Source organism: Clostridium sp. chh4-2 (assembly GCF_002899675.1).
Taxonomy (GTDB): domain Bacteria; phylum Bacillota; class Clostridia; order Lachnospirales; family Lachnospiraceae; genus CHH4-2.
This window is the reverse complement of the sequence record NZ_PKUU01000014.1, coordinates 13898-32735: the sequence shown is the minus strand read 5'-3', so window position 1 is coordinate 32735 and position 18838 is coordinate 13898. Positions and strand designations below refer to the sequence as shown.

Here is an 18838-nt window from a genome sequence, read left to right as displayed (position 1 = left end):
CAAAAAGATCATTTATTAGGATTCTTCATCCTTTTTCTTTGATATTGTCAGATATGCTGCTAACAGAATTCCGGATAGCATTGCAAACACTCCATTCATTCCCGTCTGGTTTCCAGTCTTAGGAAGCGCTGCCAACGGAACTTCTCCGTCATCAATCAGGATATTTTCACCTGTCGTGATGTCATTCGGCATACTCGCTAACGGTACTTCTGTTGGATTGATGGTTGTGCTTCCAGGACCGTTTCCGGTATCGCCGCCATTGCCGTAGCCCGGGGTAGTGCCGCTGTTTCCGCCGCCACCGCCGTTGCTGCTGCTGCCTCTGGATGTGATGGTAAGTAAACCGTTTATATAAGTAATCTCATAGTTTCCGGTTACCTCTTCACCATTTGCCATAATCACTGCATGACTGGCTACATTATCGCTGGTTCCCACAGTTGTCTGGCTTCCTGTTACGTTTACGTCAACCAGCTGCTGTCCTTCTGCAAGAGATCCGCTTGTAATCTCTGCTGAAGTATTGGTAACTGCGCTGCCGTCATAGCGTTTGCTTGCACTGCCTGCAGTAATGGTGATCGGCCGTTTGCTGATAATTACGTCCGCTCTCACTGCCGCTGTATCTGCATAGTTTGGATTTGATGCCTTTACATATACCGCATATGATCCGGCTTCTGTGAACACCGGCACTTCTGCTGTAAAGTTAACTCCGTCCGTAGAATAGTAAAGCGTTGACCCGGCTCTTAAAGCTTCCGCCATCTCTAATCCGTAGCTCTTTCCGTCGTATTCAACGGTTCTTCCGGTTACGTTTACCGCATTATCTGAAGCGGATACTATGGTTAAAGTACCATCCACAACATGAACAACATAATTATCGTTATTCATATACACAGCTGTGATGGTGATGCTGTCGCCTGCGTCGTCTTTACCTGCATCTTCTGCGGTTCTTACATACTGTATGGTTCCAAGATGGTTATTGTCTACAAGTCCGGTGACCATACCTGTAAATACAGGATCGGCTTCTCCATACGTTTTGCTGGAAGAATTAACGGTAATTGTAACATCCTTAGGATTAATAATCAACTCGGCTTCCTGTGTTTCAACTGTATAATTTTTGTTGACACCTAACTCAATGTAGATCGGATAGCTTCCCTTGTCATCACCAGAAGCGCGGGTGAGCGTATAGTCCAGAGAATCATCTCCTACTAATCCGGTTACCACTGCCGTGAGTTCAGGATCATTTTCGCCATATGTCTTTGACTTATCAACGGCTGTGATCTGGACAGCTTTTGGCTGAATGGTAAGCATTCCATCTTCCACGGAGATCTCATAGTTGCTGTTGCTTCCTATAACCGCAGTAATTTGGTACTGGCCGGCATCATTTCCCGGTTCACGTCTAAAGCTGTACTGGATCTCTTCATCTCCGATTGTTCCTGTTACTTCAGCCGTAAATTCCGGATCCTCTTCGCCATAAACCTTTGATTTGTCGTCCACAACTATTTTTACTGCTTTCTTACTAATTGTGAGTGTTCCTGGAACTAATTCTACCTGATAGTTATCATTTTCCTCGTAGCTGGCTGTTAAGCCAATGGAATCACCAGCGTTATTCTTGCCGGCATCTTCCGCTAAGCGGTGGAATCCAACTGTTCCGAGATCATTTTTTGCAATCAGGCCGGAAACAGTACCCGTAAACTCAGGATCATCCTCTCCGTAAATCTTTGTCTTATCATCGACAACAATCTGTGCAGGAGCTTTGTTGATGATTACTGTTCCTGTCACAACTTCCGTATCTTCATAATTACGGTTTGTCGCTTTTACTTCGATATCATAAGTTCCTGCATTCACATAAACAGGGGCAGTTTGGCTCCAATGATCTGTTCCTTTTTCACGGTACAGGATCGTTGAATTTGCTTGAACAGCTTCTGCTTTAGTCAGTCCATATGAATTTCCATCATAGGTATTTGTACTTCCCTCTACCTTTACCAAATTGCCGCTTTCCGCTTTATCAATTGTAAGAGCACCTTCCGTCACTGTAACCAGATAATTAGCATTTTCCTCATAGGATGCGGTAATTACAATATGATCTCCGGCTTCTTTCTTATCCGCATCTTCCGCTCTACGGGCGTAAGTTACAGTGCCAAGATCATCACCTTTTACCAAACCTACTACGTTTCCGGTAAAGACAGGATCAGCTTCTCCATACTTTTTGTTCTTATTGTCAACGACAATTTCTGCCGGTATTTGCCGGATAATAACGCTGGAGCTTACTTCCGCAGTTTCTTTAAAATTCGGATTTGTTGCCTTTACCAGCACTTCATAAGTACCAGCATTTGTAAACATAGGCGCTGTCTGACTCCAATCGTTTGTACCGGCCTTATACCAAATTGTAGAATCTTCTTTTAAAGCTGAAACACTCTTCAATCCATGGGCTTTTCCGTCGTAATCCTGGGCACTGCCTTCCACGTTTACTCCATTGCCGTCAGCAGCCGTAATTGTAAGTTTTCCTTCATTTACAACCACTTCATAGTTATCATTAGGAGTATACTTCGCGGTTAAAGTGATATCATCACCAACATTACCCTTTGCAGCATCTTCTGCTGCACGTTCGAAGGTTATACTGCCTAAATCTCCCTCTGCTGCCAGTTTTCCAACGGTTCCTGTAAAGATTGGATCATCAGCCCCAAATATCTTCGACTTACTATCTACGGTGATTGCCACCACAAGCGGATTGATTACGACAGTTTCGGTCACTTCCGCAGTATCTGCATAGTTCGGATTGGTTGCCATCACCCGCACTTCATAACTTCCGGCATTTACAAACTCAGGTGCTTCTGTTGTCCAATCGTTCTCTCCTGTCTTATACCAAAGAGTAGAATTCTCCTGCTGTGCGGAAACTGATTTCAGGCCATGGCGCTGTCCGTCGTAGGTTTGGCTGCTGCCTTCTGCAAACACCAGATTACCTTCTGTGGCCTTTTCAATGGTCAGCTTTCCTTCTATTACAGTTACATTATAATTCTTATTCTCCGTATAGAATGCAACTAAACGGATATTATCATTTACGTTATTCTTTCCAATATCCTCTTTGCTGCGGCCAAAAGTCACGATTCCGAGATCATCTTTTTCTACCAGTTTACCAACAGTTCCATCAAATGCAGGATCATTCTCACCATACAGTTTGACTTTATCGTTAACAGTAATCTCCACATCTAACGGGGTGATTTTTATAACACCTGTAACTGGCTCAGTATCCATATAATTTGGATTGCTGGCCTTTACTTCCACCGGATAAGTACCTGCATCCGTAAAGGATGGGATCTCCTTGCTCCACTGCCCGCCATCGGTTCTATACCAGATAGCAGACCCGGAGATCAACGCCGTCACTGATGTTAAACCATGGTTCTGTCCGTCATAAACCTGCTCGCTGCCTTCTACAGTAACAAGATTTCCTGATTCAGCTTTTGTTATCGTAAGCGTTCCGTCAACTACTTCTACTCTATAGTTGGCATTTTCCTTATAAAATGCTGTAATTGTGATATGATCGCCTGCATTTTCTTTGCCCTCGTCTGATACAGCGCGGCCAAAGCTTATCTTACCAAGATCATTTTCATCAATTATTACGCCTTCTATCCGGCCTGTAAAATCAGGGTCACCTTCACCATATTTCTTGCTGGTGCTGTCAGCAGTCAGCTTAATATCCAGCTGTTTAATGGTTACCGTACCGGTTACGGCTTTTGTATCCTCATAATTTGCATTGCTGGCCTTAACCTTCACTTCATAGGTTCCGGCATTCACAAAGGTTGGCTCTTCTGTGCTCCAGTCACCCTCTCCTGTCTGATACCACAAAATAGAATCTGCGATTTCTGCAGATACGGATTTGAGGCCATGGGACAGTCCGTCATAATCCTGGATGCTGTTTTCCACATTCACTCCGTTTCCGGTTTTCGCTTTGGTAATTGTAAGCTTACCGGTTTTAACTTCTACATCGTAATTATCATTTGGAGTAAAGAATGCGCTTAACGTAATATCATCGCCTGCATTTTGCTTATGTTTATCTGCTTCAATACGTCCAAACTGAACGGTTCCCAAATCTCCGTCAGACACCAGTTTACCTACCGTGCCGCTGAAGCCCGGATCCGTCTCGCCAAATGCTTTCGTTTTATTGTCAACAGAAATTTCTACTTTTGCTTTGTTGATAACTACGGTTCCGCTGACAACGTCTGTTTCTGCAAAGTTTTGGTTGATTGCCTTTACTTTTACTTCATAGCTTCCTGCATTCACAAAGACTGGCATCTGTTTGCTCCACTCTCCGCCGTCAAACTGATACAGAATAGTAGATCCCGGTTTTAATGCTTCAGCCAATTCAAGTGTATGTTCTTTTCCGTCATAAACCTGAATACTTCCTCTTACATTAACTCCATTTCCATCTGCAGCCGTAATAATCAGCTTACCCAAGGTAATATCAACCACATAATTGTCATTTTGTTTATAGTAAGCAGTTATGGTAATATCATCGTTGACATTATTCTTGTTTTCATCACCGGATGCTCTGACGTAAGTGATGTCTCCTAAATCGCCGTCTTTCACCAACTCACCGGTTTTTCCGGTAAATACCGGATCGCCCTCTCCATATGTCTTCGTTTTGCTGTCCACTATGATGGAAACCGGTTTTTTATCAATCTGAATGACTGCATCTTCAATCGCCGTATCCTCATAGTTCTTATGAACCGCTTTTACCTGCACCGGATAAGTGCCGGCATTTACATAGGACGGCGGTGTTTCACTCCACTCTTCCTCATCCCCAGCACGGTATAACAAGGTCGATCCGCTTTGCTTTGCCTCAGCTTTTAATAAGCCGTGGGACAGTCCGTCATAAATGGTTACGGAACCGGAAACATCAACTGAATTTCCTGTTAACGCCTTTGTGATTATAAGTTTTCCAGGTTCTACCGTAACATTATAATTAATGTTTTCTTTAAAAACAGCCGTAATGGTAATGTCATCACCGGCATCTCCCTTGCCTTCATCTCCGGTTTTACGTACATAGGTTACCTCACCTAAATCTCCATCGGATACAAGCGCCCCTACCGTTCCGGTAAAATCCGGGTCTGGCAAGCCATATGCTTTTGTCTTATTATCCACATGGATGGTTACGTTAACTTTATCAATCTGTACCGTTCCCGTCACAATTTCCGTATCCTTATAGTTCGGATTGGTTGCCTTTACTTCTACCTTATACGTACCGGCATTTACATAAGCTGGAGGTGTCTGACTCCATATATCTTTACCATATTCTCGGTATAAAACAGTAGAACCTGGCTGTACCGCTTCCGCTCTTTCCAGACCGTAAGCATTGGAATCATAGGTATGTGTGGAACCTTCCACAATAACGCTGTTTCCATCAGCTTTATCGATTATTAATTTGCCTTCCTTCACTGTAACGTGATAGTTTGCATTCTCCTGATAGTTTGCAACGATTGTAATATCATCGCCTGCATTTTGCTTGCCTTCATCTCCATCCTTGCGGACATATACAAGATTTTCCAGGTTCTCACCAATTACTAAACCATCTACAGTTCCAGTAAACACAGGATCAGATTCGTTAAACTTCTTATACTGATTATCAACGGTTATGGTCACTTCAGCCGGTTTTATAATTATGGTTCCAACAGCAATTTTCGTATCCATGAAGTTCGGATTCTCCGCTTTCACTTCAATTTCGTAAGTTCCCGCATTTACATAAACAGGCGATGTCTGACTCCATTCTTCAGTTCCCTTGACACGGTAGTAAATAACAGAGTTCTCTTGTTCCGCGGCTGCCTTAGTCAGGCCGTATTCCGTTCCGTCGTAAATGGCTTCCGTCCCTTCTACGATTACGCTGTTTCCACTCTGCGCCTTTCCAATACTAAGCTTTCCATCTATTACCGTCACAGAATAATTGGAATTAGGCGTGAATTCAGCAGTGATTGTAATATCATCTCCTACATTATTTTTTTCCTTATCCGCTTCAGCCCTGACATATCTGATTTCTTCCAGATCGCCGTCTGCTACAAGGCCGGTTATCGAACCTTCAAATATTGGATCTCTAGCGCCATATTCCTTTGTTTTATCTGTAACTGTAATCATCACTGCTTTGGGGTTGATGACAATCGTTCCGGTGGCTGCTTCCGTATCCACGTAATTAGGATTGGTTGCTTTTACTTCCACCGGATAGGTTCCTGCATTCGTAAATGTTGGCGCCTGTGTGCTCCATGTTCCATTCTCAGTCCTATACCAAATGGTTGAGCCTTTTGCATCTGCTTCTGCGAGCAAAAGCCCGTGAGCCTTACCATCGTAGGTCACTTCATTACCATTCACGTTTACACTATTGCCTTTTTCCGCTTTTGTAATGATCAGTTTGTTTGAAATGACGTTTACCTGGTAATTATCGTTTGGAGTATAGTACGCTGTGATGGTAATATTATCACCAACATTTTGCTTATCCATATCTTCATCAATTCGGCCATATGTCACGATTCCAAGGTCATCCTTTGATACCAATGTTCCTACGGTTCCAGTAAATTCCGGATCTTGTGTATTATAAACTTTCGTCGCTTCAGAAACTGTAATGTCCACTTTCAGTTTATTAATGGTTACAGTCCCGGTCACAACTTCTGTTTCCTTATAATTCGGATTGGTTGCTTTTACATTGACGCTGTATTTACCTGCATTAATGAATGTCGGAGGAACTTCCGTCCATTCTCCTTCCCCAACCTGGTATAAAAGCGTAGATCCCGTTTTCTCTGCAACGGCCGTTTCCAAGCCATGCGGGGTTCCGTCATAATCCTGTACACTGCCTTTTACAGTCAGGCTATTTCCACCTGTCTGTGTAATCGTCAGGATACCGAGAATAACCTTTACTGCATAATTAGCATTTTCCGCATAATCCGCAGTTAAATGAATAAGATCGCCAACATTTTGTTTGTCTTTGTCGTTTTCTATTCTTCTGTATTCGATTTTACCCAGATCCGCATCATTTATAAGGCCATTTACCGATCCGCTAAACTTGGGATCATCGGCTCCATATGGCTTAGATGTGTTATCCACGCTAATGGTAACTTGCTTTTTGGTAATCGTCAGCTTTCCTGATTTCCTGCTTATGTCGTACTGGTAAGTCACATCATTGCCGTTCTCATCAAGGATTACCGGATTTCCAATCACTTTATTTAAAGCTGTACCGGACGTGCCGTATTCGGTGATAGTTCCCTCAGTCCTCACTGAACCTTCTTTCAGGGAATGGCCGGGATGCAAACCATCTACCTGGAAATCAGGCTGTGTCAGCGGGGTTCCGTCATAGACTTTTCCACCATCTTCTGCAGTTATGGTTAATTCATAATTTTTTGTGAAGTTGGCCGTATAGGTTTCACTGACAAAAAGTCCGTCAACCTTCTCAGGCGTAAATTTTGTTTTGGTGCTGACAACATTGGATTTGCTGTCGGTCCAGTTCACAAAATGGTAACCTTTACCAGCCGTCGCCAAAGAGCCGTTAACAGACCCTGTAGCCGGAGCAGTTGTTTCTTCTTCCCTGTCAACCGTACCGCCTTTTGACGCTTTGTAGAATATGGTTACTTCCGGATTCTCAGTGAATTTAGCATAATAAGATGCTGCCTGATAAGAACCGCTTTCTTTTTCCGGCACGAAGCTTTCTTCCGATCCAACGAGTTCCGTACACGCTTCGTCTTTATACCAGCCGCCAAATGTAAAGCCCTTATCAGCCGCTGCTTTTGCTCCTGCTGCAATTCCGGTTGCCGGAGCCAGCTCTTCACTGAAAGTGGATACTAACTGAGCATCGCCGTGCTTATAGATTTTGCCGCCGTTCAGCGCCGTGTAGGTAATCGTCACAGGCTGCTGTTCCTCAACGGATGCTTCAAATACAAAGGTTCTGTCCGTATCTGCCAACTGCAGATTCTCTTTGACTGACACACGGTCATCTGCCTTTTTATCACCCATGAGTGAACTCCAGCCGGAAATTGAATATCCTGCTTTTATTTCCGGAAGCGCCTTAACAACAATTGTCTCTTCCGCATTGTCCAGTTCCTTATTTGTATATTCTCTATAGCCGTCAGCAGTTACCTGGTTGTTTGGTGTTTTAACCGTATAAACGGTATTATCGTTTGGAACAGCACCAGCCAAACCGGTTGGTGTTGTATCGGATACACGGTATTGTACGGAATACTTACTTGTCAGATAGAAATACACGGTGCTTCCATCTGCAACATTATCCAGGTTCTCCATATTGGTCTTATCATAAACTTGGGACATGCTGCCGGTCGCGCCAAGGCTTTGCTTCACATAGATCCGGTTCAGGATATAGATTTCATCAGCCAATTCCTCGACGGTCAGATCAACACAATTATACTGTTCATATCTGTAATAAACCGTATCCTCATGATGCAGTATACCGTCTGTAAATACTTTGACGTTAACATGGCCCTGTTTTTTATCGGAAGCTTCATACCCGTCAATCCTGTTATCGTAAGTTCTGATTATGCCGTCGTCGTATACATTTGCTTTCAGCTTCGTGAATTTCGCATAATACGTCGCGGATTCTAATTCCTGCGGTACAAACTTTTTAGTTTCCGTTATCAGCTTTGTGCCGGCCGCATCGCTGTACCAGCCGTCAAATACATAAGAACCACCGGTGTTCTGGCTTACCGAATCACTGGCTGTTGAACCAGCCGACGGGCTCAAGATGGAAATATTTTCTGAATCTCTGCTTAAACTGCATCCTGAATCCTTTGCTTCGGAAGGGATAATCTGATAATTAACTGTATAATGGTTCAAGTCATAATACAGCTTCATGGTTTGGCCTCTTTGCAGATTATCAATTACCACCTGAGACATTTTGCTGTTAAACGTATAGCCGGTAAACCTATCCGCATAATTTGCAGTCTGTAAAATCAATTTTGAACCGAGAAGGCCGCTCTTATCAGCTGATTCTGTTTTTATATAAGTACCGTTTTCCTGCTGCTGCCAAAACTCGATTTTGAATGGTACATAAACTGCCAAAGCCCCTGGTTCCGACCATTTGGCTGTAAAATTAATTGTTTCCGCACCCTTTGCCAACTTATTAATCAAATCAGCAAGCGGCACCGCCGTATTAGGAGAGTAAACAGTTCCTGACTTATCGCCCTCCAGCTGCCATCCCAAAAAGCCAACCCGTTCATCGCTGTGTACCGGAATACCGGACGGTATATAAACAGTGGCATTGTTTACGATATTATACTTATTGGAATCAACCGGTGCATTCGAACCACCGTTCGCGTTATACTTTGCATTGTAATTGATTAAATCTACCGTCACTTCCAATGTGGTCAGTACATTTTCGCCTTTAGCAACCACAAATTGTTTTTCTGCATCCTTACGGGTCAGATTTCCGTTTTTTACAATGATCTGTAAATTTCTGTATCCTGGTTCAATCTCATATCGGAATGTTACTTTATTATCGGTTCCCTGCGAAGAATAACCAATTGGCTTGCTGCCCTGCACATTCGTCCATTTATTACCATTCTCTTTATTTTTATACTGCAGAGTCACACCCTTTGATATTTCTCCCGGCATTATCTCAGCCCAGCTGGCTGCACGGAAGTTTCCGCTGGTAATTGCCAGATCAGACATCACATCAGAAAATGTAATCCGGTAAAAGTATCGGTATTTATATTTATTTATACCTACGTAATCTTTTACAACCTCATACAGTTCAATCCTGATCTTAGCTGTTACATCCCCTTTATCATCTTTAAGTTCAAATAAAGAGCTGGCGCCTTTATTATAGCTTACCGGAACGGTTACATCCACTCCATTCACCTGAAAACCATTTAACTGCCAATTAGTCTGGGAATAATCACTTATCAAATAAAATTCCAACGTACCCCCACGTGAAATATTGGCCACACTTGAAGGGTTGTAGGATGAATTATGGAAATTTCCGTTGGTCGGATGATTATGCATTGCAATGTATGTGGGATCGAATGTAAATTGTGTAATCTTTTCATATGTAACGACTACATTCTTATCCTCATTTACATTATTGACTTCATACCGATAGGATCTGCCTTCCAAAAGCTTTTCTGCAGGCTGAATTTCCTTATTATTGACCGTAACCTTTGCCCTGTATCCGAGACCAAGATTTACCATAATATCAGCTTTTTCTCCGGCTTTCACCGCTGATGGTCCTAATATTTCGTTTTGGCTGATATCATCGCCTTTTTCCTGATAAACGATCTTATATTTGGTTACAGTCTTTTCATAATACAGCCTGATCTTTTCATTATCCTTCAGCGCATATGCAAGACCGTCTCCACTAAGGGTGTCATCGCCATAGAATACCGTATCTCCCGATCTTGTAACGTAAGTAACAACACCATCGCCAACCTTAGCATTTACAAATTCATATCCTGCGATCTCCGGCACGTTCTCTGCAATTGTACCTGCCGGAATGTAACCGGTTTCTTCTTTCTCACTTCCGTCTTCTGTTTTTACCAACGTTACTTCGATTCGTTCATTTACAGGCACATACCACAGGTACAGCTGGTTGTTCACTAGTGGAACCGCTGCGCCGGAAACCGTGACTGCTTTCAGGCTCTCTCCATCAAGTGCGATCTCTGTCACTTTTGGAGCTTCATATCTATTTTCCGCTGTTGCCTTTGAAAATTCATAGGTTTTGCCATTTGCCGTATATTTGTCATTGACAAATGTCTCAACTGCCTGTGAACTGCCGTTATCCGCAATGGTTAAGGATTCATGCTTTTGTTCCAGTTCTGTTTCCTGATAATTATCAAAGGAATTGATAAACACGGTTAACTCACGGGAAGCTGCATTTTTCTTTGTAAATGTAACCGTATAAGTTGAAAAATGTTTCGCTTCGAAATCCACGGCCTCAATATTTTCTTCACCAGGCACTTCTTCGGAAGCAACCATATCTAATTCTACTTCATTGCTATGGTCAATCTCTACATGCGCAATATCAACCTTATCGGCTTCTGCAGACTTCTCTTCAATTTTAGCTCCAGAGAATGAAACCTGAACAGTACCTTCGTTCCATGTCAGTTTTTCGCCCTGATAAATCAGATCAATTTCATAAGATAAAACTTCCAGTACTTCTTCGGAATTCTTTTCGGCTTCTTCTGAAACCTTTTCTTCAATCGCTTCCTGTTTTTCTGCTGTAACCGCTTCTGCTACAAATACCGTGCCTTCAGGAATAATATTTTCTTCGGCATAAACAGAAATAACTACATCGCCTATGGTTATCGGTTCTGGAGTAAATTCAGGATGAAGAACCTCTTCGCTGGTAGTAATATCAATAAAAACCTCTTCGCCAACTGATTCCACCAGATATTTATTGCCTCCAACTGATTCTAATTCTTCACCATTAGCACTTACACTTTCAATGGTATAACCGGCCTGTGGTTTGACTGTAAAGGTTAAATCCTGCCCATCTTCAACTTTCCCGGCGCCGTTTATCATAACCGCACCGTTTTGATCCACTTCATAAGTGACCTGATGATAAGTTTTAGTCTGCTCGATTTTTTCTTTCTGAACTTCAATCCGGTCCAGATCTTTTACAGATACAATAATAGCTGCCGCACCCATGCCATTATAACCCACTGTATCATATACGGTTGAATCAATGATGCCGTAACTCACTTCTGAATCTTCACTGCCGTCTTCATCAGTAATATCATCCTCATCAATGATTTCATCTTCACTGATAATCATATCATCCGCTGGATTTTCACCGCCGTCTGCCTGCTGAATTTCAGGAATCTGAGCATTTTCTTCCATGTCAGAGGTATCTTCATTTTCTTCTGCTGAATTTACATCATCTATCAATTCAATCGAAGTGGTCACGCGCGGTGCGTATTTAGAACTAATGGATGCCTGAGCGCTACCATCGGAAACGTCGTCAGAACCGCTTCCGCTGTCATCTGAAGCATCATCTCCGCTGTTACTATCATCAGAGGCCTCTCCGTCATCTGAAACATCGTCTCCACCGTTGCTGTCATCGGAGACTTCTCCATCGTCAGAAACATCATTTCCACTGTTGCTGTCATCGGAGGCCTCTCCATCATCAGTAACATCATTTCCGCTGTTGCTGTCATCGGATACTTCCCCATCATCAGTAACATCGTTTCCGTTACTGTTGTCATCGGATACTTCGCCATCATCAGTAACATCATTTCCGCTGTTGCCGTCGTCGGAAGCCGCTCCACCGCTCAATTCATTATCAGAATTATCCTCTTCAATACCTGGCTGATTCTCATCTGCACGATTCTCAGAATCAATACTCCCTTTGTCTTCTGTTATTTCCTCGTCAGCTGTCTCACCATCTTTCACCTCTGCGTCTGTACCAGGCTGTGCACCAGGCTCCGCTGTATGCCCAGCTCCACCACTTCCGGAACCGCCGCTTCCGCCTGCCGGCTTATTGCTCTCAGTCTTTGGAGCTTCCGGTACTTCTTCCACCACTGCACTGGAATAAGAATCCACAAAAACAGCTTCCGTCATATATCCGCTGATATTCACTGCACACTCATAATAGTCTTCCGTATCATTCATGAGCAGGAATATAACTTTTTCATTGTCTTTTACAAATACTCTCAAACTGACATCATCACTGTTTGAGTCATAATAGGGCTGAATCTCTGCGATTCCACTGCTAAATAGGCTGTGATACTTTGCCACAAGGTCGCTGTTCCCTTTAAACTCCATATTTTCTAATGCGTTACTTCCAGATGCCAAAACGGCCGCTGTCTTAGCCAACTCGCTAAGTTCAGCCGCATCCAACTGAAAGATAACTGCATCGCTGCTCAAAATCCGCTGTTCTCCCTGACTTTCTACAGCAGCTAATGCCACAGACACATTATTAACTACATTAATAAAGGTCATCGTAAACGCAAGGACAAATGCCATAATCCTTTTGCGCTGATGCAGCAATAAGTTTAACAACTTATTATTAGCTTTTCTTCCTTTCATACCCATACTCCTTTTCCTCTTTTTTGCTAAATCCGATGTATTGTATATCAGTATAGCAGACTTTGGTAACATCCAGGTTACAAAACCTCTTTTTATCCCTTTTCTTCATTTTATCATGTATTTTTTATTTTGAAAGATTATTTTTGGAAATTTATATCTTTTTTTTATTTTTCGTATTTATTTACATTAATTGTTACACAATTATGTTACATTTATATTTTTTTTAATTTTTGTAACCTTTTTACGTAACCATTTCGTGTTATCAACAAACAAAAGACTACAGCAATCTTACATTTGCAGTAGTCCTTTTGTTCTTAATAACCATTTGTCAACTTTATATTTTATTAAACATTCTTCACCGTAGCAATATCAATCAGCGTAAGCTTCTTCGCCCGATTCTCCAAACTGGTTGCCAAAGCCGCCGCCGTATCCAGAGATGTCAGCACGCTCACACCTGTTTCAATCGCATTACGTCTGATGATAAATCCGTCCTTGCTCCTGTCCGCTCCCTGATGAGGAATATCAATTACCAGGTCGATTTCATGTCCGAGAATCAGATCCAGCAGGTTTGGCGATTCCTGCTCCAGCTTTCTTACCGGGAACGCCTTTACTCCGTTCGCATTGAGCACTTTAGCGGTTCCTCTGGTGGAGAATATCTTGTAGCCTACCGCCTGGAATCTTCTGGCAATATCCACCACATTCTCATGTTCCGACTCGCGGACCGTAATGATCATGTTTTTATGTTTCGGCAGCTTGATACCTGCGCCTTCAAAGGCTTTGTATAAAGCTTCGTTAAATGTCTTTGCAATACCGAGACACTCTCCGGTTGATTTCATCTCAGGTCCAAGGCTGATATCAGCGCCGCGGATCTTTTCAAATGAGAATACAGGCATCTTAATCGCAATATATTCTGCCTCCGGCTGAAGTCCGGGAGTGTATCCCAAATCTTTGATCTTATGGCCGCAGATTACCTGCGTTGCCAACGGCACGATCGGGATTCCCGTAACCTTGCTGATATACGGAACTGTTCTGGAAGAACGCGGGTTTACTTCTATTACATATACGTCTTCTCCCGATACGATGAACTGGATATTGATCATACCCTTTACGTGAAGGGCTCTTGCCAGTTTCGTCGTATAATCAACCAATTTTCCCTTTACGGCGCCGTTAAGGCTCTGAGCCGGATAAACGGAAATACTGTCTCCGGAATGGACGCCCGCTCTCTCGATATGCTCCATGATACCCGGAATCAGAATATCGTCTCCATCGCATACGGCATCCACTTCGATCTCTTTTCCTACGATGTATTTATCCACCAGAATCGGATGATCCTGAGCGATCTGATTGATAATTCCAATGAATTCATCCACATCGTGATCTGAGATACAGATCTGCATTCCCTGACCGCCCAAAACATAGGAAGGTCTTACAAGAACCGGATAGCCCAGCCTGTTGGCAACCACTTTGGCTTCTTCCGCTGTGAATACGGTGTCTCCGGCAGGTCTTGGAATCTGGCATTCTTCCAGAATCTTGTCAAACAGTTCCCTGTCTTCCGCAGCATCCACATCTTCCGCAGCGGTTCCCAAAATCGGAACTCCCATCTTCATCAGGGCTTCCGTCAGTTTAATAGCGGTCTGTCCTCCGAACTGAACAACTGCTCCGTCCGGCTTCTCGATGTCCACAATGCTTTCCACGTCTTCCGGTGTTAACGGCTCGAAATAAAGCTTGTCGGCGATATCGAAGTCCGTGCTCACGGTTTCCGGGTTATTATTTACAATAATTGTTTCATATCCTTCTTTTTCAAATGCCCATGTGCTGTGTACGGAACAGAAGTCAAACTCAATACCCTGTCCGATACGGATCGGGCCGGAACCAAGTACCAGAACTTTCTTACGGTCCCTTGTTTCCTCCACTTCATTTACACTACCAAAGCAGGAATAATAATATGGGGTTGCAGCGGCAAATTCTGCTGCACAGGTATCCACCATCTTATATGCCGCGGTGATTCCGTTGGCTTTTCTCATGGCCTTGATCTCGTCTTCCGTCACTCCGGTCAGTCTGGAAATCACATTGTCCGGGAACTCGATTCTCTTGGCTTCTTTTAAAAGTTCCAGTGTCAGAGGTCCCTCTTTCAGAGCATTTTCCATCTCCACTATTATAGAAAGTTTATCTATGAACCAGAGGTCGATCTTGGTGATCTCGTGGATCACTTCATAAGAGATTCCTCTTCTCAAAGCTTCTGCAATCACCCAGATTCTTCTGTCATCCACTTTGGACAGCTGCTCTAACAACTGATCCTGGTCTAAATCGGTAAAATCATAGGACATCAGGCTGTCCACATGCTGTTCCAGTGAACGGATTGCCTTCATCAGGCCGCCTTCAAAATTGGTGCAGATGCTCATAACCTCTCCGGTGGCCTTCATCTGGGTTCCCAGCGTACGCTTTGCGCTGATAAATTTATCAAATGGAAGTCTCGGCATCTTAACAACGCAGTAATCCAGCATTGGTTCAAAGCTGGCGTATGTCTTCTTTGTAACCGCATTTTTGATCTCATCCAGCGTATATCCCAACGCAATCTTGGCTGCAACCTTAGCGATCGGATAACCGGTAGCTTTGGAAGCCAGAGCGGAGGAACGGCTTACACGAGGATTTACTTCGATAACACAATATTCAAAGCTGGTTGGATGAAGGGCATACTGCACGTTACATCCGCCCGTAATTCCAAGTTCTGTGATGATGTTAAGGGCTGAGGTTCTTAACATCTGATATTCCTTATCTCCCAATGTCTGAGAAGGAGCCACTACGATGCTGTCTCCCGTATGAACGCCCACAGGGTCGATATTTTCCATATTACATACGGTAATTACGTTGCCCGCTCCGTCACGCATTACTTCATATTCAATCTCTTTCCATCCTGCGATACAGCGCTCTACAAGAACCTGTCCCACACGGCTTAAACGAAGGCCGTTTTCCAGAATCTCAACCAGCTCTTCCTGGTTTTTCGCGATTCCGCCACCGCTTCCGCCAAGTGTATAGGCAGGACGCAGTACAACCGGATAACCGATCGTATTGGTAAATTCAATACCGTCCTGTACATTTTCCACCACCTTAGATGGCGCAACCGGCTCTCCCAGCTTTTCCATGGTGCTCTTGAATTCCAGACGGTCTTCCGCTTTTTTGATGGTGCTGGCCGTCGTACCGATCAGGCGCACATTGTTGGCCTTTAAGAATCCGGCTTCTTCCAGCTCCATAGCCAGGTTCAGTCCTGCCTGTCCGCCCAGGGTAGGAAGCACGCTGTCAGGCTTTTCTTCCAGAATCAGCTGTTCCACCACTTCCAATGTCAGCGGTTCGATGTATACCTTATCTGCAATGTCCTTATCCGTCATAATGGTAGCCGGATTGGAGTTGAGCAGAACGACTTCAATTCCTTCTTCTTTTAAAGAGCGGCAGGCCTGTGTACCCGCATAGTCAAACTCTGCGGCCTGTCCGATAATGATAGGGCCGGAACCCAGCACTAATACTTTTTTGATATCAGGATTCTTTGGCATTATTTACTTACCCCCATTCCCATCATGTTTATAAATCTGTCAAATAAGTAACCGGAATCCTGTGGTCCAGGACATGCTTCCGGGTGATACTGTACGGTAAAAATGTTTTTGCCCGTATATTTAAGTCCTTCATTGGTTCCGTCATTGACATTGACAAATGCAGGAGCTGCAACCGCAGGGTCCAGACTGTCCATATCAACCGCATAGCCGTGGTTCTGTGAGGAGATATAAACCCTTCCCGTCTCCAGATCCTTTACCGGATGGTTTCCGCCTCTGTGGCCGTATTTTAATTTGTAAGTATCGGCTCCTGTCGCAAGAGCCATCAGCTGATGTCCCAGGCAGATTGCAAATACCGGCACATCGGACTCATACAGTTTTTTAATCTCACGGATAATCTGAATATTCTCTTTTGGATCTCCAGGGCCGTTAGAGAGCATAATTCCGTCCGGATTGGAAGCTAAGATGGTTTCTGCTGTTGTATCGCATGGGTAAACCGTCACTTCACAGCCCCGTTCGTTTAATGAACGCGCAATGTTTTTCTTCGCACCCAGATCTAAAAGGGCAACCTTCTTACCGTCTCCCGGCAGCACATAGGGCTCTTTGCAGGAAGTGGCTTTTACCACGCCTTTAACGGAATACCCCTTCATACGGGAAATCGGCTCGCTTAAATCACCATACTCTTTTGTGGTGATCATGCCGTTCATGGTTCCTTTTTCTCTTAAAATTTTCGTAAGGTGTCTTGTATCGATACCACTGATACCTGGAATATCATGTTTCTCTAAGAAATGCTGAATGGTATCCTCGCTTCTGAAATTGCTGGGGATTCTAGATAATTCTCTGACAATATAGCCGTCTGGCCAAGGTTTTAATGATTCCATATCTTCATGACAAATACCATAGTTGCCAATTAAAGGATAAGTCATCACAACTGCCTGCCCTGCATAGGACGGATCGGTGAGTACTTCCAGATAACCGGTCATTGAGGTATTAAATACGATTTCGCTTATTACTTCTTTTGTCGACCCGATACTCGTTCCTTCGAATACGGTGCCATCTTCCAGTATTAAAAAAGCTTTCATGTGCGGTACCATTTCCTTTCTTAACGCTTGTTTTCATGGACTTTTATTTATGCCCAAATTGAATAGATTATACATTATCCTACGACATATTTCAACTACTTTTTACAAGAATTTTGTCTCTTTTTTTATACAAGAGCAGTGCCTGAAAATATGATTCTAAAACAAGTCACATATTTGATTATATCAGATATATTAATAGTAATCATCAAAAACTGGAGCATTTTATGAAAAACTATAACAGAAAGCCGATTCTTTCTGCCGCTTCTACCGACAATCCGGACCAGGGATTACTTCAGATCAACGTGGTGAATATACAAAACAACTTTCCTATTGAAAATGCCACCGTAAGAATCGCATACAAAGGCGATCCACAGAGTACCGTTGAACAGGTAAGCACCAATTCTTCCGGCCAGACCGAGCAGGTCGCTTTAAGCGCTCCTCCCATCGATTACAGCCTGCAGCCCGGAATCAACCAGCCCTACTCCGAATATACCCTGCAGATAACAGCGCCCGGCTTTAAAACCACTGAAATCTCCGGCACCGAAATTCTCCCTGACGTCACCGCCATTCAGCCGGTGCGCTTAGAGCCGGAATCCGACCCCGAAACGGTGGAAAATCCAATCGTAATTCCGGACCATACCCTGTACGGTAATTATCCGCCTAAAATTGCAGAAGCTGAGATTAAGCCGGTAGGCGAAAGCGGAGAAATTGTACTGAGCCGCGTGGTTGTTCCACAGACGGTAGTCGTACATGACGGCGTGCCCACCGATTCCACCGCAGCGAATTATTACGTTCCGTATCGGGATTACATCAAAAATGTGGCTTCCAGCGAAATCTATGCCACCTGGCCGGAATCCACCATCGTGGCCAATGTGCTGGCAATCATGAGTTTCACATTAAACCGCGTCTACACAGAGTGGTACCGGAATCAGGGATACGACTTTACAATCACCTCATCCACCGCTTTTGACCATAAGTTCATCTATGGAAGAAACATATTTGACAGTATTTCCGTCATCGTAGACGAGATTTTTGATAACTACTTATCCCGCCCTGAAGTCAAACAGCCCATTCTCACCCAATACTGTGACGGTCGAAAGGTGACCTGCCCCAATTGGATGACCTTAAAGCCAAAGCGTATACAAAAAATAAACCTGCATGCTTATTTTATCCATTCTCTTCTTATATAAGCGTTTCTAATGATAATATTCA

At 43.6% G+C, this 18838-nt stretch carries 3 protein-coding genes and 1 pseudogene; 1 reads left to right on the top strand and 3 read right to left on the bottom strand.

Features of this window, described 5'->3' with window-relative positions; translation table 11 throughout:
• Nucleotides 1-15: 15 nt before the first annotated feature.
• The 3 genes from C0033_RS15280 to C0033_RS15270 form a co-directional block, all read right to left on the bottom strand.
• On the bottom strand, nucleotides 16-12999 hold the full coding sequence (locus C0033_RS15280) for a doubled motif LPXTG anchor domain-containing protein (protein WP_180994758.1): 12984 nt from the start codon (nucleotides 12997-12999) through the stop codon (nucleotides 16-18).
• Between the two features lie 344 nt (nucleotides 13000-13343).
• Complete coding sequence (carB, locus tag C0033_RS15275; protein ID WP_103228754.1) at nucleotides 13344-16547, bottom strand: carbamoyl-phosphate synthase large subunit; 3204 nt, start codon at nucleotides 16545-16547, stop codon at nucleotides 13344-13346.
• Nucleotides 16547-17626 carry a carbamoyl phosphate synthase small subunit gene (locus C0033_RS15270; protein WP_103228753.1) on the bottom strand — a complete coding sequence of 360 codons (1080 nt, stop codon included), beginning with the start codon at nucleotides 17624-17626 and terminating at the stop codon, nucleotides 16547-16549. Before C0033_RS15270 ends, carB begins: the two co-directional genes overlap by 1 nt.
• Before the next feature lie 224 nt (nucleotides 17627-17850).
• On the opposite strand from C0033_RS15270, the pseudogene C0033_RS15265 reads away from it, so the two are divergent.
• Nucleotides 17851-18750, top strand: a pseudogene (locus C0033_RS15265) (carboxypeptidase-like regulatory domain-containing protein); the annotation flags it as partial.
• Nucleotides 18751-18838: the final 88 nt, after the last annotated feature.

What these genes read in the sequence shown, in the direction of transcription:
- C0033_RS15280 (WP_180994758.1), bottom strand. Translation starts at nt 12,999, where the DNA reads ATGAAAGGAAGAAAAGCTAATAATAAGTTGTTAAACTTATTGCTGCAT.
- carB (WP_103228754.1), bottom strand. Translation starts at nt 16,547, where the DNA reads ATGCCAAAGAATCCTGATATCAAAAAAGTATTAGTGCTGGGTTCCGGC.
- C0033_RS15270 (WP_103228753.1), bottom strand. Translation starts at nt 17,626, where the DNA reads ATGAAAGCTTTTTTAATACTGGAAGATGGCACCGTATTCGAAGGAACG.